Below are 20,989 nucleotides of genomic sequence, written 5' to 3' on the forward strand. Positions count from 1 at the left end.
GTATTGTCCATGTTGATTGCTGCACTGATTTTCCTCCTGACCATCACCCTGGTGATCTGGCAGCCCAAGGGCCTGGGGGTTGGCTGGAGTGCCGTGCTGGGGGCTGTGCTGGCCCTGTTGAGCGGAGTGGTACAGCTCAGCGATATCCCGCTGGTGTGGCAGATCATCTGGAACGCCACCGGGACTTTCATCGCCCTGATCATCATCAGCCTGCTGCTCGACGAGGCCGGTTTCTTTGCCTGGGCCGCGCTGCATGTGGCACGCTGGGGGCAGGGCAGCGGACGTAAGCTGTTCGCCGCCTTCGTGCTGCTGGGGGCGCTGGTTTCGGCGCTGTTCGCCAACGATGGCGCAGCGCTGATCCTCACGCCGATCGTGATCGCCATGCTGCTGGCCCTGCGCTTTTCCAAGGCGGCGACCCTGGCCTTCGTCATGGCCGCCGGCTTTATCGCCGATACCGCGAGCCTGCCGCTGGTGGTCTCGAACCTGGTGAATATCGTCTCGGCGGACTATTTCGGCATCGGCTTCAACGCCTACGCGGCAGTCATGGTTCCGGTGAACCTGGTCAGCGTGGCGGCGACCCTGGGCATCCTGATGTGGTTTTTCCGTCGCGACATCCCGGTGCAATACGACCCGGGACACCTGGATGTGCCGGCCAGCGCGATCCATGACAGGGCGACCTTTATCGCCGGTTGGTGGGTGCTGGGCATTCTCCTGGTCGGGTGTTTCGCCCTCGAGCCGCTGGGCATTCCCATCAGCGCCATTTCGGCGGTCTGCGCCGCGCTGCTGCTGGGGATCGCCGCCCGCGGCCATCGGATTTCCACGCGCAAGGTGTTGCGCGAGGCGCCCTGGCAGATCGTGATTTTTTCCCTGGGCATGTACCTGGTGGTCTACGGCCTGCGCAACGCCGGGCTGACCACCTGGCTGGCCGGCTGGCTGGACTGGTTCGCCGGCTATGGCATCTGGGGCGCGGCCATGGGGACCGGGCTGCTGACGGCGTTTCTGTCGTCGATCATGAACAACCTGCCGACGGTACTGATCGGCGCCTTGTCCATCGATGCCAGCCATGCCAGCGGCGTGGTCAAGGACGCGATGATCTATGCCAACGTCATCGGCAGCGACCTGGGGCCGAAGATCACGCCGATCGGCAGCCTGGCGACCCTGCTCTGGCTGCATGTGCTGGAACGCAAGGATATCCGCATCGGCTGGGGCTACTACTTCAAGGTCGGGATCGTCCTGACCCTGCCGGTGCTGCTGGTGACCCTGGCGGCGCTGGCGTTGCGCCTGTCCGTGGGCTGATGGCGACCCGGTCGAGGGTGCCCGGCACATTCGGCCAGAGGTCGGCCACCAGGAACAACCGCTCGGCTTCCTCCCAGTCGCCCTCGCTGTTTTTGCTCAGGCGTACCAGCAACTGGGCCGGGGCCAGGGGATCGAGCTGGTCCAGCCAGTCGTCCAGTCGTTCCTCGGTCCAGGCCTGGTCCTCGCTGTAGTGCGCCGGCGCCAGCCAGGCATGGCGGGGCAGGGGCTGCCAGCGTCCCGGCGGGCTCTGGGTGCGAAAGTCGGCCCAGTCGCGCTGATGCAGCCAGCGCCCGTGCAGATGCTGCGGGTGGGCGCCGCGCGGCGCACGCGAGGTGCCGGGCCAGGGATAGAGCAGGTAGCCGCCGAGCCACAATTGCGCGCTGAAGGCCTGGATGCCCAGGGCCGCCAGGGCTTCGCGGCTTTCCGGACGGGCGGAAATCGGCAACTGGTGCTGGCTCAGATGGGCCAGCTTGCGGTCCAGTCGATCATGGCAACCGGGGCCGAGCCAGTGCGCGGCGTCCTCTCCCTGGCCCTGCTGTGGCCCCAGGTAGAGTTTGATCGCCAGTTCCAGGTGATGCACGCCATCACGGTCGCGCAGCAGCATGTCGAGTTCGCCCAGGGTATGGCCTTCGCGCCGGATCGGCAGGTTGGCGCCGATCAGTTCGATCCCCGGGGCCTGCTGCACCGCGAATTGCCAGAGCCGTTCGTAATACAGCCCGAGCCGGCGCGTGGCCCCCAGGGCCAGCCAGTGCTGCAGGGCGCTGCTGTCGCGGTCCAGCTGCCGCAGCCAGTGTTCCAGCTGTTGCGGCGCCTCGACCCAGTCGCTGCCGGCCAGCGGATGGCGCTGCGGCCAGGGCGTATCGAGCAGCATCGGCGGCGCGAGGATGACCCAGGCCAGGTCGCGCACTTCGGGGTGGCGCAACTGTCGGGGAAGGTTGAGCAAGCCGGGGAACAGGATCATCCTGCGAGCATAGCCGTTTGGCTCGTGGCTGAAAGGATTTTGTCTCGGGCCGGCTTTCGCCCATAATCGTTCTTTTGCCTGCAGCAGAACCTTTTCAGGAGCCCCATGGAGCAATTTCGCAATATCGGCATCATTGGCCGACTGGGCAGTTCGCAGGTGCTGGATACCGTTCGCCGCCTCAAGCGCTTTCTGCTTGAACGGCACATGCACGTGATCCTCGAAGACACCATCGCCGAAGTCCTGCCGGGCCACGGCCTGCAGACCTCGTCACGCAAGATGCTCGGTGAAGTCTGCGACATGGTCATCGTCGTCGGCGGCGATGGCAGCCTGCTGGGCGCCGCCCGTGCGCTGGCGCGGCACAACGTGCCGGTGCTGGGGATCAACCGCGGCAACCTGGGCTTTCTCACCGACATCCGTCCGGACGACCTGGAAGTCGAAGTGGCCAAGGTCCTCGACGGGCACTACCTGGTGGAGAACCGCTTCCTGCTGCAAGCCGAGGTGCGCCGCCACGCGGAAGCCATCGGCCAGGGCGATGCGCTGAACGACGTGGTGCTGCACCCCGGCAAGTCGACCCGGATGATCGAGTTCGAGCTGTATATCGACGGCCAGTTCGTCTGCAGCCAGAAGGCCGACGGCCTGATCGTCGCCACCCCCACCGGTTCCACCGCCTATGCGCTGTCCGCCGGCGGCCCGATCATGCATCCCAAGCTCGATGCCATTGTGATTGTGCCGATGTACCCCCATACCTTGTCCAGCCGCCCCATTGTGGTGGATGGTAACAGTGAGCTGAAAATCGTGGTGTCCAAGGACATGCAGATCTACCCCCAAGTCTCCTGCGACGGGCAGAACCATTTCACCTGCGCGCCGGGCGATACGGTGACCATCAGCAAGAAATCGCAGAAGCTGCGGCTGATCCACCCGCTGGATCACAACTACTACGAAGTCTGCCGGACCAAGCTCGGCTGGGGTAGCCGGTTGGGTGGTGGAGGCGACTGATGCTCGATCCCGCGCGTGGCTACGATCTGATCGGTGATGTGCACGGTTGCGCTCATACCCTCGAACATCTGCTGGACATGCTCGGCTATCACAAGCTGGGCGGCGTCTGGCGCCACCCGTCGCGCATGGCGGTGTTCCTCGGCGATATCATCGACCGTGGCCCGCGCATCCGCGAGGCGCTGCATATCGTCCACGACATGGTCGAGGCCGGGCAGGCGCTGTGCATCATGGGCAACCATGAGTTCAACGCCCTGGGCTGGACCACCGCGGCACCGCCGGGCAGCGGCAAGCAGTTCGTGCGCGAACACACGCCGCGCCATGCGCGCCTGCTGCAGGAAACCCTGACCCAGTTCGAACGGCATCCGGGTGACTGGCATGATTTCCTGCAGTGGTTCTACGAACTGCCGCTGTTCCTCGATGCCGGGCGTTTTCGCGTGGTGCATGCCTGTTGGGATGCCGGCCTGATCGAGCCGCTGCGCCCGCAATATCCGGACGGGCGTATCGACGAACATTTCCTCCAGGCCTCGGCGGTGCACGGCAGCTTTGCCAGCACCGTGTTCAACCGCCTGTTGCGCGGTACCGACATGCGCCTGCCGGACGGGCTGACCCTGACCGGTGGCGACGGCCTGACCCGTGCCTTCTTCCGCACCAAGTTCTGGGAAGACGACCCGCAGACCTATGGCGATATCGTGTTCCAGCCGGATGCGCTGCCCGAGCGGGTGGCGAGCAAGCCGTTGTCCTCCACCGAAAAGAACGCCTTGCTGCGTTACGGACTGGATGAGCCGATGCTGTTTGTCGGCCACTACTGGCGCAGTGGCAAGCCGGCACCGATTCGCCCCAACCTGGCCTGCCTGGATTACAGCGCGGTGCTCTACGGCAAGCTGGCGGCCTACCGGCTGGACCAGGAGACCCGTCTCGACCCGAACAAATTCGTCTGGGTCGACGTCGAACGCCCCGAGGTCCTGAAATGAGTGCCACCGCTGTCCTGCGCCTGCCGTTGACCACCGACCTGAGTGGTTTCGTCCAGTTGCTGCAACGCCTGCAGGTTCCCCACCGGGTCAGCGAGGAGGGCGGCGAGCAGGTGCTGTGGGTACCGGAGGCGGTCGGCACCGATGTGCTGTCGCTGTACCAGCAGTTTCCCCAGGGCGACCCGCACAACCAGCTGGAAGTGCCGCCCAGGGCGCTGGCGGTGAAACGCCCGAGCTTTATCCAGCAGGTGCGCCAGAGTCCGGTGACGGCGTTGCTCCTGCTGCTGAGCCTGGTCGTTGCAGCGCTCACCTTGCTCGGCGACAACCTGGAGACGCTGCACTGGTTCACCTTCCTCGATTTCCAGGTGCGCGGCGACTACATCCAGTTCACGCCCCTGGCCGACGGCCTGGCGGCGGGGCAGTGGTGGCGCCTGGTGACACCGATGCTGATCCACTTCGGCTTCCTGCATATCGCCATGAACGGCATGTGGTACTGGGAACTGGGCAAGCGCATCGAGTTGCGCCAGGGCGGGATCAACCTGCTGGGGCTGACGCTGCTGTTCAGCCTGGTGTCGAACTTCACGCAATATTACGTCAGCGGCCCGACCCTGTTCGGCGGCCTGTCCGGCGTGCTCTACGGCCTGCTCGGACACTGCTGGATCTACCAGGTGCTGTCGCCGAGCCCGGTCTATCGCCTGCCGCGTGGCGTGCTGGCGATGATGCTGATCTGGTTGCTGGTGTGCCTCTCGGGGCTGATCTCGCTGATCGGCTTCGGCGAAATCGCCAACGGTGCCCATGTCGGCGGACTGCTCATCGGATGTTTCACCGGTTTGTTGGGCGGGCTGTGGTCCCGACGTAAACTGGCCGCCTGATTCGAATGTCTTGAAAAATCTGGAGACTTTAATGTCCTCTTTCATCGAAATGATTGAAAACATCACCCCCGACATCTACGAGAGCCTGAAACTGGCGGTGGAAATCGGCAAGTGGTCCGATGGCCGCAAGTTGACCGCCGAGCAGCGCGAACTGTCGCTGCAGGCGATGATCGCCTGGGAAACCCAGAACCTGCCCGAAGACGAGCGGACCGGCTACATGGGCCCGCAGGAGTGCGCCTCGAAGTCGGCACCGGTGCCGAATATCCTGTTCAAGTCGGATGCCATCCATTGATCGAGATTGGCCGTGGTGCAGTCAGCAAGATGTCGGTCCGCCTGGACGAACCGACCGCGCAATACACGTTTCGCCTGGGGGACAGCGAGGTGCCGGTCAATCCGCTGATCGGTCACAAGCTGCGCCTGGAATTTCTCGGTGCCATCCATTGCACGCACTGCGGGCGCAAGACCAAGACCAGCTTCAGCCAGGGCTATTGCTACCCATGCATGACCAAGCTGGCGCAGTGCGACACCTGCATCATGAGCCCGGAGCGTTGCCACTACGACGCCGGGACCTGTCGTGATCCGGCCTGGGGCGAGCAGTTCTGCATGACCGACCATGTGGTCTACCTGGCCAATTCGTCGGGGATCAAGGTCGGTATCACCCGGGCCACCCAGTTGCCGACCCGCTGGCTCGACCAGGGCGCCAGCCAGGCCCTGCCGATCGTGCGCGTGGCGACCCGCCAGCAGTCCGGTTTCGTCGAGGACCTGTTCCGCAGCCAGGTGGCCGACAAGACCAACTGGCGCGCCTTGCTCAAGGGCGATGCGCCGGCGGTTGACCTCAAGCAGGTCCGCGACCAGTTGTTCGAGTCCTGCGCCGAAGGCCTGCTAGCCTTGCAGGAGCGTTTCGGCTTGCAGGCGATCCAGCCGGTCCGGGATATCGAGCCGCTGGAAATCCGTTATCCGATCGAGTCCTACCCGACCAAGATCGTCAGTTTCAATCTGGACAAGAACCCGATTGCCGAAGGCACGCTGATGGGGATCAAGGGCCAATACCTGATCTTCGACACCGGCGTGATCAATATCCGTAAGTACACGGCCTACCAGCTCGCCGTGCATCAGTAGAAGGACGCACCCATGCGCACCGAACAACCGAAGATGATCTATCTGAAGGACTATCAGGCCCCCGAGTACCTGATCGATGAGACGCACCTGACCTTCGAGTTGTTCGAGGACCACACGCTGGTCCATGCGCAACTGCTGATGCGCCGCAATCCCGTGTACGGTGAGGAGAACGCAGGCGGCCTGCCGCCACTGGTGCTCGACGGCCAGCAACTGGAACTGCTGTCGGTGAGCCTGTCGGACCGCGAACTGGCCGCCGCCGACTATCAGTTGAGCGAGAGCCACCTGACCCTGCAGCCGACCAGCGCCAGCTTCACGGTCGATACCAGCGTGCGTATCCACCCGGAAAGCAACACCGCCCTGGAAGGCCTGTACAAGTCCAGTGGCATGTTCTGCACCCAGTGCGAGGCCGAAGGCTTCCGCAAGATCACCTATTACCTCGACCGCCCGGACGTGATGAGCCGGTTCACCACCACGGTGATCGCCGAGCAGCACCGCTACCCGGTCCTGCTGTCCAACGGCAACCCGGTGGGCAACGGCCCGCAGGAAGATGGGCGGCACTGGGCGACCTGGGAAGACCCGTTCATGAAGCCGGCCTACCTGTTCGCCCTGGTGGCCGGCGACCTGTGGTGCGTCGAAGACAGTTTCACCACCATGACCGGACGCAGCGTGGCGCTGCGGATCTATGTCGAGCCGGAAAACATCGACAAGTGCCAGCACGCCATGAACAGCCTGAAGAAGTCCATGCGCTGGGACGAAGAAACCTATGGTCGCGAGTACGACCTGGACATCTTCATGATCGTCGCCGTCAACGACTTCAACATGGGCGCGATGGAGAATAAGGGCCTCAACATCTTCAACTCCAGCGCCGTGCTGGCCCGCGCCGAAACGGCCACCGACGCCGCCCACCAGCGGGTCGAGGCCATCGTCGCCCACGAATACTTCCATAACTGGTCGGGCAACCGCGTGACCTGCCGCGACTGGTTCCAGCTGTCGCTCAAGGAAGGCTTCACCGTGTTCCGCGACGCCGGGTTCTCCTCGGACATGAACTCGCGCACCGTCAAGCGCATCCAGGACGTGGCCTACCTGCGTACCCACCAGTTCGCCGAAGACGCCGGCCCCATGGCCCACGCGGTACGTCCGGACAGCTTTATCGAGATCTCCAACTTCTACACCCTGACCGTCTACGAGAAGGGTTCGGAAGTGGTTGGCATGATCCATACCCTGCTCGGCGCCGAAGGTTTCCGCAAAGGCAGCGACCTGTACTTCGAACGCCATGACGGCCAGGCCGTGACCTGCGACGACTTCGTCAAGGCCATGGAGGACGCCAATGGTATCGACCTGACCCAGTTCAAGCGCTGGTACAGCCAGGCCGGCACCCCACGCCTGGCGGTCAGCGAAAGCTACGACGCGGCGGCGAAGACCTACAGCCTGACCTTCCGCCAGAGCTGCCCGCAGACCCCGGACAAGCAGGAAAAACTGCCATTCGTGATCCCGGTGGAACTCGGCCTGCTGGATGCCCGGGGCGCCGAAATCGCCCTGCAACTGGCGGGCGAGGCGGCCCCCGGCGCGACCAGCCGCGTGCTGTCGGTGACCGAGGCCGAGCAGACCTTCACCTTTGTCGGCCTGGCCGCCAAGCCGTTGCCGTCGCTGCTGCGCGGCTTCTCCGCACCGGTGAAGCTGAGCTTCCCGTACGACCGCGACCAGTTGATGTTCCTGATGCAGCATGACACCGACGGCTTCAACCGTTGGGATGCCGGCCAGCAACTGTCGGTGCAGGTGCTGCAGGATCTGATCGGCCAGCACCAGAAGGGTCAGGCCCTGGTGCTTGACCAGCGTCTGGTCGAAGCCTTGCGCAGTGTGCTGGGTAACGACCAGTTGGATCAGGCCATGGTTGCCGAAATGCTCTCCCTGCCGAGCGAGGCCTACCTCACCGAAATCAGTGAAGTGGCGGATGTCGATGCGATCCATGACGCCCGCGAATTCGCCCGCAAGCAACTGGCCGAGCAGCTGTTCGACGGCCTGTGGCAGCGTTACCAGGTCAATCGCGAGCTGTCGAAGAAGACCGCCTATATCGCCGAGAACGAGCATTTTGCCCGGCGCGCGCTGCAGAACATCGCCTTGTCCTACCTGATGCTCAGCGGCAAGCCTGAAGTCCTGGCCGCGACCCTGGAGCAGTTCGAGAGCGCCGACAACATGACCGAGCGCCTGACCGCGCTGGCGGTGCTGGTGAACTCGCCGTTCGATGCGCAAAAGGCCCTGGCCCTGGCGAGCTTCGCCGAGCACTTCAAGGACAACCCGCTGGTCATGGACCAGTGGTTCAGCGTCCAGGCCGGCAGTGTCCTGCCCGGCGGCCTGCAGCGGGTCAAGGCATTGATGGAGCATCCGGCGTTCACCCTGAAGAACCCGAACAAGGTGCGTGCGCTGATCGGGGCGTTTGCCGGCCAGAACCTGGTCAACTTCCATGCGGCGGACGGTTCCGGCTACCGCTTCCTGGCCGACCTGGTGATCCAGCTCAACGCCCTCAACCCGCAGATCGCCTCGCGCCAACTGGCCCCGCTGACCCGCTGGCGCAAGTACGACAAGGCCCGCCAGGCGCTGATGAAGGCCGAGCTGGAGCGTATCCGCGGTTCGGGCGAGCTGTCGGCGGACGTCTACGAGGTGGTCAGCAAAAGCCTGGCCTGATACACCGGTCTCTGTAGGCGTCGGGCTTGCCCGCGAAGCTTTTGGCGCCCTCAAGGCCATCTTCGCGGGCAAACCGGGGCGCCGGGCCGTCGGCTCCTGCAGTAGAGCGCATTCAGCCAGCAGGAACGCCGCTGCTCCGTAGACTTTCACCAAAGGCCACGCTCGTGGCCTTTGTTCATCATCCCTCCTGATGCCCCATCATTCATGCCACCCCTCGATACCCCCGGGTTAACAAAAGATAACGTGGCGTCGATTGTCAGACGATTCCAAAGCCCGATAGGATAGCTCCAGCTTTAGAAGGGGCTCTAGATTGCCGGTTTCAGACGAACCGACAACAATGAAAACGCCCTCGAAGGCGCCCTGAAAGGTTGGATGACCTAACAATAATAATGGGGGAAAGGTCTATGAGTGAGCCTGTGAGGGGTACGGGTTCTTGCCGTCCGCCGGTATGGCGTCGTGTGGTATTGCTGACCTCGCTGTTGTCACTGTCCGGGCTGGCGGCGGTGTCCGTACCGGCCTGCGCCGCCGGGGCAGGCGCTACCGACAGCGTCTATTCCATCGAATCATCCAAATCCGTGAAGGGCCTCCTGCTCGATGTGGTCCATGCCGGTGCCCGCCTGGTCGCCGTGGGGGATCGCGGGCACATTCTCTATTCCGATGACCAGGGCAATTCCTGGACCCAGGCCAAGGTGCCGACCCGGCAGATGCTCACGGCGGTCTATTTTGTCGACGACAAGCACGGCTGGGCCGTCGGCCATGACGCGCAGATCCTCGCCAGCAGCGATGGCGGCGCCACCTGGAGCAAGCAGTTCGAAGACCTCAAGCGCGAAGCGCCGTTGCTGGACGTCTGGTTCAAGGACCTCGACACCGGTTTTGCCGTGGGTGCCTACGGGGCGTTGCTGGAAACCACCGACGGTGGCCAGCACTGGGAAGATGTCAGCGACCGTCTCGATAACGAGGACCAGTACCATCTCAACGCGATTGCCGCGGTCAAGGATTCCGGGCTCTTTGTCGTGGGCGAGCAGGGCAGCATGTTCCGCTCGGGCGACTGGGGCCAGACCTGGGAACGCCTCGACGGTCCCTACCAGGGCTCGCTGTTCGGTGTGATCGGCACCGCCAAGCCGGCAACCCTCCTGGCCTACGGCTTGCGCGGCAACCTCTACCGCTCCAGCGATTTCGGCACGAGCTGGGAGCCGGTCGAACTGAAGGCTGCCCGTGGTGCGCTGGAGTTCGGCCTGTCCGGCGGCTCGCTGCAGGCCGACGGTTCGCTGGTGATCGTCGGCAACGGCGGCAGCGTGATTCGCAGCACTGATGACGGTGTGACATTCAGCGTCTTCAATCGTCCCGACCGTATTTCCTTATCGGCGGTCACCGCAGCCGGCAACGGCAACCTGATCCTGGTCGGCCAGGGGGGCGCTCACGTCACCTCGGCAACGGGCGGCGAGCAGGCCAAGTGAGCTGGGCAAAATAACAAGAAGGCGGGGAGTTTCACATGAGCAGTCATCATCAGGACAAGGCGACGTTTCTCGAGCGCCTGATTTTCAACAACCGCCCGGCAGTGATCGTGATCTGCCTGCTGGTCAGCGCTTTCCTGTTCTGGCAGGCGACGCTGATCCGGCCTTCCACCAGCTTCGAGAAAATGATCCCGCTCAAGCATCCTTTCATTGAAAAGATGATGGAGCACCGCAACGACCTCGCCAACCTCGGCAACACCGTGCGGATCTCGGTGGAGGCCAAGGATGGCGATATCTTCACCAAGGAATACATGGAGACCCTGAGACAGGTCAACGACGAGGTGTTCTACATCTCCGGCGTCGACCGCTCCGGCCTCAAGTCGCTGTGGAGCCCCAGCGTGCGCTGGACCGAAGTGACGGAGGAGGGCTTCGCCGGTGGTGAAGTGATCCCGCAGAGCTACAATGGTTCGGCCGACAGCCTCGAACAACTGCGCAACAACGTGCTCAAGTCCGGCCAGGTCGGGCGCCTGGTGGCCAACGACTTCAAGTCGAGCATCGTCGATATCCCGTTGCTGGAGTCCTACCCGGACCCGCAGGACCAGGGCAAGTTGCTGGCCCTCGATTACCAGAAGTTCTCCCACCAGCTTGAAGAGAAGATCCGCAACAAGTTCGAAGCGCAGAACCCCAATGTGAAGATCCATATCGTCGGTTTCGCCAAGAAAGTCGGTGATCTGATCGACGGCCTGATCATGGTGGTGCTGTTCTTCGGCGTGGCCTTTGTCATCACCCTGGTGCTGTTGTACTGGTTCACCTGGTGTATCCGCAGCACCATCGCGGTGTTGATCACCACGCTGGTGGCGGTGGTCTGGCAACTGGGGCTGATGCACGCCGCCGGCTTCGGCCTGGACCCGTATTCGATGCTGGTGCCGTTCCTGATCTTCGCCATCGGCATTTCCCATGGCGTGCAGAAAATCAACGGCATCGCCCTGCAATCCAGTGACGCCGACAACGCCCTGACAGCGGCGCGGCGGACTTTCCGGCAGTTGTTCCTGCCAGGAATGATCGCGATCCTGGCCGATGCCGTGGGTTTCATCACCCTGTTGATCATCGATATCGGCGTGATCCGCGAGTTGGCCATCGGTGCCTCCATCGGTGTGGCGGTGATCGTGTTCACCAACCTGATCCTGCTGCCGGTGGCGATCTCCTATGTCGGCATCAGCAAGAAGGCCGTCGAACGCAGCAAGAAGGACGCGACCCGCGAACACTCGTTCTGGCGCCTGCTGTCGAACTTCGCCAGCCCGAAGGTTGCACCGGTGTCCATCGTCCTGGCCCTGCTGGCCTTCGGTGGCGGCCTCTGGTACAGCCAGAACCTGAAGATCGGCGACCTCGACCAGGGTGCGCCGGAGCTGCGTCCCGACTCGCGCTACAACAAGGACAACAGCTTTATCATCAACAACTACTCCACCAGTTCCGATGTGCTGGTGGTCATGGTCAAGACCGCGGCCGAAGGCTGCTCGCGTTATGCGGCCATGGCACCGATCGACGAACTGATGTGGAAGATGCAGAACACCGAGGGCGTGCAGTCGGCGATCTCCCTGGTGACCGTGTCCAAGCAGATGATCAAGGGCATGAACGAGGGCAACCTGAAATGGGAAACCCTGTCGCGCAACCCCGATGTGCTGAACAACTCCATCGCCCGGGCCGACGGCCTGTACAACAACAATTGCTCGCTGGCGCCGGTGCTGGTGTTCCTCAACGACCACAAGGCCGCGACCCTTGACCGGGCGGTGCATGCGGTGCAGGACTTCGCCAGGGAGAACAACAAGGACGGCCTGGAATTCCTTCTCGCCGCCGGTAACGCCGGGATCGAGGCGGCGACCAACGAAGTGATCAAGGAGTCGGAGCTGACCATCCTGATCCTGGTGTATATCTGCGTCGCGACCATGTGCATGATCACCTTCCGTTCCTGGGCGGCGACCCTCTGCATCGTCCTGCCGCTGGTGCTGACCTCGGTACTCGGCAACGCCCTGATGGCCTTCATGGGCATCGGCGTGAAAGTCGCGACCCTGCCGGTGGTGGCGCTCGGCGTGGGGATCGGCGTGGACTACGGGATCTATATCTACAGTCGCCTGGAAAGCTTCCTGCGCGCCGGGCTGCCCTTGCAGGAAGCCTACTACCAGACCCTGAAATCCACCGGCAAGGCGGTACTGTTCACCGGCCTGTGCCTGGCGATCGGTGTCTGCACCTGGATCTTCTCGGCCATCAAGTTCCAGGCCGACATGGGCCTGATGCTGACCTTCATGCTGTTGTGGAACATGTTTGGTGCCCTGTGGCTGCTGCCGGCCCTGGCGCGGTTCCTGATCAAGCCGGAGAAACTGGCCGGCAAGGTGGGCGGCTCGTTGTTTTCCCACTGAGTGATCGACCTGTGGGAGCGGGCCTGTCGGGATGCCGCTCCGCCGCGAAGGCGCCCTCAAGGGCGCCAGAAGCTTCGCGGGCAAGCCCGCTCCCACATCGCTCCCACACAACCCCGCTCGCCAGAGGTATTGGGCGTTCACTGCCCGGCGATATCGCCTATCATTAGCCCTTTCCCAAATACGATAGAACGTTATGACCGTCGCCACCGACACCCTGCTCAATGCCCTCGCCACCTGTGACATGCTCGAAGTCGACGGCCTGCACGCCTTCGACTTCACCCTCGATGACAACCGCCTGCTGATCGAATGCATGGATGGCCGCGCCGAGAAGCGCTGGAGCTTCACCCAGGCCCAGCTCAAGGCCGCGACCTTCGACGAGACCCGGCAGCTCTGGACGGTGAGTGACGATTCCAGCGAGTACCGGCTGGCCTGCCTGAGCGCCTTCAGCGCCAGGGAACAAGAGGACGAAGAACATGATGATGCGTAAATTCTGGCCGTTGCTGATGGCCGGGAGTGTCGGGGCCATGCCGGTCCTGTCGGCAGCCGCCGACACCGAACAGTTGCTGGTGGGGTCCTACACCCAGGGCAAGAGCGAAGGCATCTACCGCCTGCAGTTCGACAGCCGCACCGGCAAGCTCGACGCCAGGCCGCTGCAGGTGGTCAAGGCCGGGAACCCGTCCTGGCTGACGTTGTCTGCCGACCAGCGCCGGTTGTATGTGGTCAATGAGAACGGTCCGGGCCAGAAAGACCCGGTCGGCCGCGTCAGCAGCTATTCCATCGATCCCAAGAACCATCAGCTCAAGCTGATCAACCAGGTCCAGAGCCTGGGCAACGAACCGACCCATTCCAGCCTCAGCGGCGACCAGCGTTATCTGTTCGTCGCCAACTATTCGGTGCTGGAAGATCCGGGCGGCAGCCTGGCGGTGTTGCCGGTGGATGCCAAGGGCAAGCTGTCGCCGCCGGTCCAGCTCAGCAGCCATCCGGCCAGCCTGGTCAACCTGGAGCGCCAGGCCTCGGCCCACGTGCACTCGGTGGTGTCGTCGCCGGACGGACGCTTTGTCTTCGCCAACGACCTGGGGGCGGACAAGATCTTTGTCTACCGCTATGACCCCAAGGCCAACCCGGAAATGCCGCTGACACCGGCCGAGCCGGCCTTCGTCCAGCTGCCGCCGGGCAGTGGACCGCGCCACCTGCTGTTCAGCGCCGATGGCAAGCACGCCTGGCTGACCACGGAAATGAGCGCGCAGATCACCGTGTTCGATTACCAGGACGGCAAGCTGACCCAGAAACAGCGGGTCGAGCTGGCAGACCAGCAGCCGCTTTCGGACAAGGCCGCCGCGGCGCTGCACGCCTCGAAGGACGGCAAGTTTCTCTATGTCAGCAATCGCGGTACCGCCAACCAGTTGCTGGTGTTCGCCATCGACCCGGCCAGCGGCGAGTTGAAGGAAGTACAGCGGCGTTCGGTGGAAGGCGATCATCCGCGGGAGTTCACCCTGGATCCGAGCGGAAAATTCCTGCTGGTGGCCAACCAGAAGAGCAACGAGATCGTGGTGATCGAGCGTGACAGCAACACCGGCCTGCTCGGCAAGACCGTGCAGAACCTGCCGTTCGATGCCCCGAGCTACCTCGGTTTCCTGCTGCGACAATAGACCGCGGTCCCTGTGTTATCAGGGACTTGCACTTCTATTAATGACGCTGATATCCGCTACTGCTGCAATGAATTTCAACGAGGTCACCCTCGGATGTACTTTTGACTCACGGCCTGAAAGGGCAAGCAAGCCAACTGACATTCGAGGATTTACCCATGAACTTCAATCTCTTCTCCATCATCGCCGCTTCCGCTATCTCGGCTACCGTTGCCCTGCCAGCCAGTGCCAACAGCGAAATCACCGACAAAAAAGCCCACACCCAGAGCTACACCCCGAAATACCTGCAACAGAGCGCCAACTTCTACGCCGCCCTGGATCACAAAGTTCAACACTGAGCGCTGAACCACACTGCAACGCCGGATCGAATGCACTCATTCGGTTGGATGGTTTTATAACTGTCCGGTCAAAAGAGTGAATTCGCTCCGGCGTTGCCGTGTGCGTCATTGCGTTTGACGTGATGGATGGAATTTCTATCGTCATGTCATATGGCCATATGTTTAAATTTGACGCTGATTTATTGACTCCCACCCCACACAGGGATCAACACCATGGTTATGCGTCTGGCCGTCGTGCTGCTGTTTCTCTATTCCACGCCTATCCTGTCCGCCGCCATTGCCGAAACGGGCGAAAGCCTGCACGGACCTGCGCCTGTGCTATTGGACGACTGATCGTCACGCGCGACGATTAATATTGCTGATAGCGACTATTTAGATAGTTGGCTACTTATTTCAGCGGTTATGATCGACTCTACAGGCCTGCCATCCGCCTGTGGAGAAAACCATGGCCAGCACTCTTTTGACTTCCGCCAGACACGGCGCCTACCTCGCTATCGGCTTGTATGTCGCGATGGTCGTGATCGTCAGCCTGTCGTCCCTGACCCATGGCGCGGGCGAGACCTCGCTGCAGGTAGCGGCACCGGCCCTTCAATCCGAACACAAGGCCCAGTCCGTCGGCGCGCTTCAGCACAACGCCGAGTCCGGGGTATAGGGCGTCCGCCACCCTCAGTGATCGGCCGACGGCTTTACCATCACCGCGTTGAACAACTCCGAGGCGAGAAAGCGTTCCAGCCACGCTTGTAGATGGGGGTAGGGGGCTTGTGCAAACCACGCCGCGTCGACATGGGCGAACTGTCGGACGAAGGGCGCCAGGGCGATATCCGCCAGGCTCGGGTGAGCGCTTACCAGGTAGCCATTGCGCTGTAGCAGTCCTTCCAGCTTATCCAGGAACAGCGCCCCCGCGGCCCGGTAATGTTCCATGGAAAACTCCGGATAACGCACCGCGTACTTGTAGCGGTCCAGGCTCTGCTTGAATGTCCGGTCATTCTCATCGATCAGCGCGGCAGCGGTTTCGGCCGCCGCCGGATCGTGGCTGAGCAACCAGTCTTCGGGATCATGCTGCGCCAGGGCCCAGTGCATGATCTCCAGGCTTTCCTCGATCACCCGACCCTCCGCGCAGGCCAGCACCGGTACCGTGCCCTTGCCCGACAGCGCGAGCATCGCCGCCGGCTTGGCCTTGAGGCTGACTTCCTCGATGGTCACCGCCACCCCCGAGTAGCGCAGCGCCATGCGGGCGCGCATGGCGTAGGGGCAGCGCCGGAAGGAATAGAGGGTCGGCTTCATTTCACCTCCAGGGTGCTCAGCCCGTTGCCCTGGCGCCGTACCTGGATCTGCACCGGGATCCGTTCGTGCATTTCCTGTACGTGGGAAATCACCGCGACCTTGCGTCCCTGTGCCTGCAGGCCGTCGAGGGCATCCATCGCCAGTTGCAGGGATTCCGGGTCGAGGCTGCCAAAGCCTTCATCGATAAACAGCGATTCGATCTTCAGCGTGCTCGATGCCATGGACGCCAGCCCCAGGGCCAGGGCCAGCGAGACCAGGAAGGTCTCGCCGCCGGACAATGAATGCACCGAGCGCAGTTCGTCGCCCATTTCGGTGTCCATCACCAGCAGCCCGAGCATGCTGCCACCGCGCTTGAGGCGATAGCGACGTACCAGTTGCCGCAACTGGGCGTTGGCGTGATGGACCAGCAGGTCGAGGTTATAAGCCTGGGCCAGCTTGCGGAAGCGGTCGCCGGTGGCCGAGCCGATCAGGGCATCCAGGCGCGCCCAGCGCTGATACTCGGCATAGGCCTCGGCGATCTGCCGGGCGAGGGCCTGGTTGGCGTTCTGCCGGCGCTGATCGTCGGCCTGCTCGGCGCGCAATTCGGCGCAGTGCTGTTCGGTCACGCCGAACTGTGCCTGCAACTCGGCGAGCGCCGCGACCAGTTGCCCGGCGTCGAGGTTACCGTTGTGTTGCGCCTGATGGTCGAGCAGGCGCTGGTCGCGTTCCTGCAGCACGACCTTGGCCTGTTCGATGGTTTTTTCATTGTGCTGCAAGCGCTGGCGCAGTTCGCCGACCTGGCCGTCATCAAGACCGAGCAGGGCTTCAAGTCCCCCATCGTCCAGCTCGGGATGGCGGGTGCGCCAGTCGGCAATCCTGCCGGCCAGTTCACGGGCCTCATGCTCCAGCGCCTCCAGGCGCTCCTGTTGCGCCTTGAGTTCGGCGGTGATTTGCACAAGCTGCGTGCGAACCTCCTGCAGTGCCTGGGCGGTAGCGGTTTCGGCCAGACGGGCCCGTTCCACGGCCTGTTCCAGTTGCTGCTGCCAGTGCTCGGCGCTGGTGTGCTCGCCGAGCAACTGGCCGAGCTGGTGCTGGCTGGCCTGCTGTTGCCCGGCCAGGGTGTTGAAGTGCTGCCGGGCGGTCTCCAGTTGCTGTGTGCGGGTCTGCTGGCGGTCCTGTTCCTTTTCCAGGGTCTGCTGGCGCTGTTGCTGCTCGGCGAGCTCGTCGCGCTGTTGCTCAAGCTGTTGCAGGCGCTCGGCAACCTGCCGGTCGAGCTGGATAAAGGTCGCCGCCGGTTCGTTGCGCAGGGCTTCCAGGATCGGTGCCGGCAGCAGCGAAGCGAAGGCCTGCAACTCTTCGTCCAGACGCTGGCGGTCGCTGGTCAGTTCCCGCTGCTGGTTGCTCAACTGCTGGGCGGCCTGCTGATGTGCGGCTTCCGTCTGGCGCAGTTGCTGGGTCAGGCGGGCGGCGTCCTGTTGCAGGGTGAGCAGGGCATTCTGGCGTTGTTCGTCCTGGGTCAGGCTGTGGTTCAACTGGCTGGCCTGCCGGGCGAGCCAGGCGTCGCGCTGGTCGGCTTGCAGGTCCAGCAGTTGCGTGGCCAGCGGATGGGCTTCGAGGCTGGGTGCCAGGGCCTGCTGCCGGATCGCCAGTTGCTCCTGTTGCTGCAGCAGTTCCTTTTGCCGGGCGATCAGTCCGCCGACTTCGGTGCGCAGCTCGGTGAGCTTTTCCTTGAGGATGTCCACCGCAGCCTGGGCATTGGCCTGTTCGCTTTCGTCATGACGACCGAGGCTCTGCAGCAGCGCTTCGGGTTGATGATAAGGATGTTCATGACTGCCGCAGACCGGGCACGGCTGGTCATCCTGCAGCTGCGCGCGCAGTTCTTCGACACTGGCACTGCGCGCCAGGCGCTGACGCTCCAGCAGCTCGCGGGTGACGGTGAAGGTCTGTTCGGCCACTGCCAGTTCGGCCTTGGCCTTGACCCCGTCCTGGGTCAGGCGCTCGCGCTCCTGCTGGGCCTGGAGCTGGCGTTGCTGTAGCTCGGTGGCGCGTTTATCCAGTTCCTGCTGGTCGGACCAGAGTCGTGTCAGGTCTTCGATGGCGCGCAGTTGCTTGCGGTTGTCCTGCAGCAGACCGCCAAGGATACCGATCTGTTCGGCGACGGCGTCCGGCTCGGCACTGGCTTCCTGGTACAGGACTTCCAACTGCTGTTTCTGTTCGGCCAGGGCCTGCGTGGCCTGCCGGGCCGTGTGTTCGAGGTTGGCCAGTTCCGCCTGGCCCTGGTTCAACCGGTTGCCGATCAGCATCAGCTGTTGCAGGCGATCGCGATAGGCGTTCCAGGCGTCGCTCAAGGGGGCCAGGTGGACGCTTTGCTCCAGCTCGCCGGCGATACGCTGCAAGCGCCCGGCAACTTGCTGTTGCTGGTCGAGCAGGGTTTGAATCGCCTTCTGGCCCTCGATGCAGGCCTGTTCGGCGGCTTCTTGTGCTTGCGCACCCAGCAGTGCTTCCCTCGCCAGGCGCGTGAGGCTGTTCTGTTCATCGAAGGCCTGGCGCAGTAACGGCGCCGCGGCGCTTTGCTGCTGTTGCGCGGTGCTCAAGGCCTCTTGCTCAGCCGCGAGAGTCTGTTCCAGCTGGGTCTGGCGCTGGTTCAGTTCGCCGCGTTGCTGGGCGTGGCTGGCGATCTGCGCCGCCAGGGGTGTCAGCAGTGCATCGACTTCAATCTTGCGGGTGAATTGATGCCGTTGCGGAGCGAGTTGCTCCAGGCGTGTCAGTTTCAGGCGTTCGTCGGCCAGGCCCTGCCACTGCTGTCGGGCGCTGTCCAGTTGCTCCGCGGCGGCCTGTTGCGTGTCCTGCAACTGGCGCAGTTCCTTGAGCCAGGCATCCTGCTGTTCAAGTTGGCGCAGTTGCGCCTTCTGCAGTTCCAGCTGTTGCTGCGCGGCGTTGAAGCGCTCATCGAGTTCGGCGCGGGCCTCGGGGGCCAATGGCGTGACGCCGCTGGCCTGATCCTGCAGCTGCTTGTGGGCTTCGCGGGCTTCCTTGCTCTTGTCGAAGGCGCGGCGACCAAGGCGGGTATACAGCGCCGTATCGGTGAGCTTTTCCAGCAGTTCGCTGCGTTCGTTGTCGTCGGCCTTGAGAAAGGCGCTGAACTCGCTCTGGGCCAGCAGCACGGCGCGGGTGAACTGTTCGAAGTTCAGCCCCAGGCAGGTTTCCAGCTGGGCCTTGTATTCGCCTTTCTGGCTGGCCAGCAACTGGTCGCTGTCGAGGTCGCGCAGGCTCTGGCGGCTGGCCTGCAGCTTGCCGTTGGCCTTGTCCCGGGCGCGGTTGGCTTCCCAGCGGGCACGGTAGCGGCGACCGTCGATACCGACAAAATCCACTTCGGCGAAGCCGGCACCGGTGCCACGACGGAGCAGGGTGCGTGGGTCGCCGGTCGCGATCTCACCGTCGGCGTCCGGCACCTTGGCGTCCCGCGAGGCGTTGTTCAGGCGTGGCACGGCGCCGAACAGCGCCAGGCAGAGGGCGTCGAGCAAGGTGCTCTTGCCGGCGCCGGTCGGCCCGGTAATGGCAAACAGGCCGGCGCTGGCCAGCGGCTCGGCGGTGAAGTCCAGCTCGAACGGGCCGGCCAGGGAAGCGAGGTTCTTCAGGCGAATGGCGAGGATCTTCATGGTTGTTCGCCTTCCAGCTGGACTTCCTGCAAGAGCACGGAAAAGTCGTTGAGGGTCTGCTCGTCGACGGCATTGCCATAGCTGTCCTGCCAGGCGCGGCTGAACAGCTCCTGGGGACTGAGCTGGTCGAGGTCGATCAACCGCCCGTCTTCGTCCTCGCCGTCGCGCGCACTGCCTGCGGCGTATTCGGCGGCGATACGCACCAGGCGCACCGCCTTGCCCTGCAGGGCGGTTTCCACCTGCTGGCGCAGGTCCGGTTGCGGCTCGTCGAGGCGCACCCGTACTTCCAGCCACGGCTGACGTTGCAGGTCGGCCAGCAGGTCGACGTTCGGCAGCTCGGCGAGCTTTTCCAGCATTTCGGCGAACGGCAACGGGCCCAGGCGTTGCAGATTCACGGCGCGCGGGATCAACCGCGGTTCGACGCTGACCAGGGTCTCGCCGTCGAGGACGATATCGAGGATCTGGTGCTGATAGCCGATTTCCGAGAACGACAGCGGGATCGGCGAGCCGCAGTAGCGAATGCGCTCCTCACCGTTGACCTTCTGCGGCTTGTGCAGGTGGCCGAGGGCAACATAGCTGACACTGGCATCGAACAGGCTGGCGGGCAGGGCTTCGGCGGTGCCGATGATCAGGCTGCGCTCGGAGTCTTCCGAGACCGAGCCGCCGGCCATGTGCGCGTGGCTGATGGCGACCAGGGCCTGTCCCGGCTGGCGTCTGGCATTGGCCGCCGCGATCAGCCAGCGGTGGACCTGGCCGATGCCGCGCAGGTAGTCGTCGCCCAGTTGCGTACCGGTGACTTCGGCCGGGCGCAGGAAAGGCAGGGCCAGGCACCAGGCAGCGATGTCGCCGCTGGCGTCGGGCAACGGGATCAGCAGGCGTTCGCTGTCGAGCTGGCCGTCATCGAGCCACAGTACCCGGCCCAGGGCGTGGGTGCGCAGGCGCCGCATCAGCGGTGCGGGCAGTTCGATCCGCGAGCCGGAGTCGTGGTTGCCGGCGATCATCACGATGGTCAGCAGCGGCTGTTGTTCGTGGGCGCCGACGATAAAGTCGTAGAGGCGTTCCTGGGCTTTGACCGGCGGGTTGACGGTATCGAAGATATCGCCGGCGATCAGCAGCACATCCGGTTGCTGGCTGGCGAGCTGGGCGAGCAGCCAGGTCAGGAAGCAGGCGTGTTCGAAATCCCGCTCCTGGCCATGAAGATTCTGGCCGAGGTGCCAGTCGGAGGTATGAAACAGGCGCAAGGCAAACTCCGCGAAGACGGTGGCGACCGCTCAAGACAAGGTGGCGGCGCGAAAGACCGTCAAGTCTACTGGTAAATACC

17 protein-coding genes are annotated in these 20,989 nt (G+C 63.5%); 13 read left to right on the top strand and 4 right to left on the bottom strand.

Annotated elements, in window-relative coordinates:
* Positions 1-9: 9 nt before the first annotated feature.
* Positions 10-1,296, top strand: a complete 1,287-nt coding sequence (locus HX881_RS23015) for an arsenic transporter (protein ID WP_177086757.1) — start codon at positions 10-12, stop codon at positions 1,294-1,296.
* On the opposite strand, the gene HX881_RS23020 is transcribed toward HX881_RS23015, so the two are convergent.
* The gene (locus tag HX881_RS23020) at positions 1,217-2,257 is read right to left on the bottom strand and encodes a DUF1853 family protein (RefSeq protein ID WP_017127843.1); all 1,041 of its coding nucleotides are present in this window, start codon (positions 2,255-2,257) and stop codon (positions 1,217-1,219) included. The genes HX881_RS23015 and HX881_RS23020 overlap by 80 nt on opposite strands.
* Before the next feature lie 105 nt (positions 2,258-2,362).
* Between HX881_RS23020 and HX881_RS23025 the strand changes: the two genes are divergently transcribed.
* The 12 genes from HX881_RS23025 (at position 2,363) to HX881_RS23080 (ending at position 15,398) form a co-directional block, all read left to right on the top strand.
* Complete coding sequence (locus tag HX881_RS23025) at positions 2,363-3,253, top strand: NAD(+) kinase (RefSeq protein WP_177062447.1); 891 nt, start codon at positions 2,363-2,365, stop codon at positions 3,251-3,253.
* Positions 3,250-4,224, top strand: a complete 975-nt coding sequence (locus tag HX881_RS23030; RefSeq protein ID WP_177086890.1) for a metallophosphoesterase — start codon at positions 3,250-3,252, stop codon at positions 4,222-4,224. Before HX881_RS23025 ends, HX881_RS23030 begins: the two co-directional genes overlap by 4 nt.
* A complete protein-coding gene (locus tag HX881_RS23035; protein WP_177086759.1) occupies positions 4,221-5,093 on the top strand; it encodes a rhomboid family intramembrane serine protease in 873 nt (290 codons plus the stop codon). Before HX881_RS23030 ends, HX881_RS23035 begins: the two co-directional genes overlap by 4 nt.
* 31 nt (positions 5,094-5,124) lie before the next feature.
* Positions 5,125-5,385: a YeaC family protein gene (locus HX881_RS23040; RefSeq protein ID WP_017127847.1), complete on the top strand. Its 261-nt coding sequence runs from the start codon at positions 5,125-5,127 to the stop codon at positions 5,383-5,385.
* Entirely contained in the window at positions 5,382-6,212 is an 831-nt protein-coding gene (locus HX881_RS23045; RefSeq protein ID WP_177086761.1) for a DUF2797 domain-containing protein, read from the top strand. Before HX881_RS23040 ends, HX881_RS23045 begins: the two co-directional genes overlap by 4 nt.
* Positions 6,213-6,224: 12 nt before the next feature.
* On the top strand, positions 6,225-8,894 hold the full coding sequence (gene pepN, locus HX881_RS23050; protein ID WP_017127849.1) for an aminopeptidase N: 2,670 nt from the start codon (positions 6,225-6,227) through the stop codon (positions 8,892-8,894).
* 404 nt (positions 8,895-9,298) lie between these two features.
* Positions 9,299-10,351, top strand: coding sequence for a YCF48-related protein (locus HX881_RS23055; protein WP_177086763.1), 1,053 nt, complete (start codon positions 9,299-9,301; stop codon positions 10,349-10,351).
* 35 nt (positions 10,352-10,386) lie between these two features.
* Positions 10,387-12,762: an efflux RND transporter permease subunit gene (locus HX881_RS23060; RefSeq protein WP_017127851.1), complete on the top strand. Its 2,376-nt coding sequence runs from the start codon at positions 10,387-10,389 to the stop codon at positions 12,760-12,762.
* Between the two features lie 193 nt (positions 12,763-12,955).
* The gene (locus HX881_RS23065) at positions 12,956-13,249 is read left to right on the top strand and encodes a DUF5629 family protein (RefSeq protein ID WP_017127852.1); all 294 of its coding nucleotides are present in this window, start codon (positions 12,956-12,958) and stop codon (positions 13,247-13,249) included.
* The gene (locus HX881_RS23070; RefSeq protein ID WP_177086765.1) at positions 13,236-14,411 is read left to right on the top strand and encodes a lactonase family protein; all 1,176 of its coding nucleotides are present in this window, start codon (positions 13,236-13,238) and stop codon (positions 14,409-14,411) included. Before HX881_RS23065 ends, HX881_RS23070 begins: the two co-directional genes overlap by 14 nt.
* Positions 14,412-14,566: 155 nt before the next feature.
* Positions 14,567-14,746, top strand: coding sequence for a hypothetical protein (locus tag HX881_RS23075; protein WP_177086766.1), 180 nt, complete (start codon positions 14,567-14,569; stop codon positions 14,744-14,746).
* Between the two features lie 445 nt (positions 14,747-15,191).
* Entirely contained in the window at positions 15,192-15,398 is a 207-nt protein-coding gene (locus HX881_RS23080) for a hypothetical protein (RefSeq protein WP_017127856.1), read from the top strand.
* A 14-nt stretch (positions 15,399-15,412) separates the two neighbouring features.
* On the opposite strand, the gene HX881_RS23085 is transcribed toward HX881_RS23080, so the two are convergent.
* The 3 genes from HX881_RS23085 to HX881_RS23095 are packed head-to-tail and all read right to left on the bottom strand — an operon-like array spanning position 15,413 to position 20,909.
* On the bottom strand, positions 15,413-16,030 hold the full coding sequence (locus HX881_RS23085; protein WP_177086768.1) for a glutathione S-transferase: 618 nt from the start codon (positions 16,028-16,030) through the stop codon (positions 15,413-15,415).
* A complete protein-coding gene (locus HX881_RS23090; RefSeq protein WP_177086770.1) occupies positions 16,027-19,668 on the bottom strand; it encodes an AAA family ATPase in 3,642 nt (1,213 codons plus the stop codon). Before HX881_RS23090 ends, HX881_RS23085 begins: the two co-directional genes overlap by 4 nt.
* Positions 19,665-20,909, bottom strand: coding sequence for an exonuclease SbcCD subunit D C-terminal domain-containing protein (locus HX881_RS23095; RefSeq protein ID WP_177086772.1), 1,245 nt, complete (start codon positions 20,907-20,909; stop codon positions 19,665-19,667). The genes HX881_RS23090 and HX881_RS23095 overlap by 4 nt, the downstream gene beginning before the upstream one ends.
* Positions 20,910-20,989 lie beyond the last annotated feature (80 nt).

Origin of the sequence: Pseudomonas gingeri, assembly GCF_013386115.1 — a bacterium.
GTDB lineage: Bacteria > Pseudomonadota > Gammaproteobacteria > Pseudomonadales > Pseudomonadaceae > Aquipseudomonas > Aquipseudomonas gingeri.

What these genes read in the sequence shown, in the direction of transcription:
- HX881_RS23015 (WP_177086757.1), top strand. Translation starts at nt 10, where the DNA reads ATGTTGATTGCTGCACTGATTTTCCTCCTGACCATCACCCTGGTGATC.
- HX881_RS23020 (WP_017127843.1), bottom strand. Translation starts at nt 2,257, where the DNA reads ATGATCCTGTTCCCCGGCTTGCTCAACCTTCCCCGACAGTTGCGCCAC.
- HX881_RS23025 (WP_177062447.1), top strand. Translation starts at nt 2,363, where the DNA reads ATGGAGCAATTTCGCAATATCGGCATCATTGGCCGACTGGGCAGTTCG.
- HX881_RS23035 (WP_177086759.1), top strand. Translation starts at nt 4,221, where the DNA reads ATGAGTGCCACCGCTGTCCTGCGCCTGCCGTTGACCACCGACCTGAGT.
- HX881_RS23040 (WP_017127847.1), top strand. Translation starts at nt 5,125, where the DNA reads ATGTCCTCTTTCATCGAAATGATTGAAAACATCACCCCCGACATCTAC.
- pepN (WP_017127849.1), top strand. Translation starts at nt 6,225, where the DNA reads ATGCGCACCGAACAACCGAAGATGATCTATCTGAAGGACTATCAGGCC.
- HX881_RS23055 (WP_177086763.1), top strand. Translation starts at nt 9,299, where the DNA reads ATGAGTGAGCCTGTGAGGGGTACGGGTTCTTGCCGTCCGCCGGTATGG.
- HX881_RS23060 (WP_017127851.1), top strand. Translation starts at nt 10,387, where the DNA reads ATGAGCAGTCATCATCAGGACAAGGCGACGTTTCTCGAGCGCCTGATT.
- HX881_RS23065 (WP_017127852.1), top strand. Translation starts at nt 12,956, where the DNA reads ATGACCGTCGCCACCGACACCCTGCTCAATGCCCTCGCCACCTGTGAC.
- HX881_RS23070 (WP_177086765.1), top strand. Translation starts at nt 13,236, where the DNA reads ATGATGATGCGTAAATTCTGGCCGTTGCTGATGGCCGGGAGTGTCGGG.
- HX881_RS23075 (WP_177086766.1), top strand. Translation starts at nt 14,567, where the DNA reads ATGAACTTCAATCTCTTCTCCATCATCGCCGCTTCCGCTATCTCGGCT.
- HX881_RS23080 (WP_017127856.1), top strand. Translation starts at nt 15,192, where the DNA reads ATGGCCAGCACTCTTTTGACTTCCGCCAGACACGGCGCCTACCTCGCT.
- HX881_RS23085 (WP_177086768.1), bottom strand. Translation starts at nt 16,030, where the DNA reads ATGAAGCCGACCCTCTATTCCTTCCGGCGCTGCCCCTACGCCATGCGC.
- HX881_RS23090 (WP_177086770.1), bottom strand. Translation starts at nt 19,668, where the DNA reads ATGAAGATCCTCGCCATTCGCCTGAAGAACCTCGCTTCCCTGGCCGGC.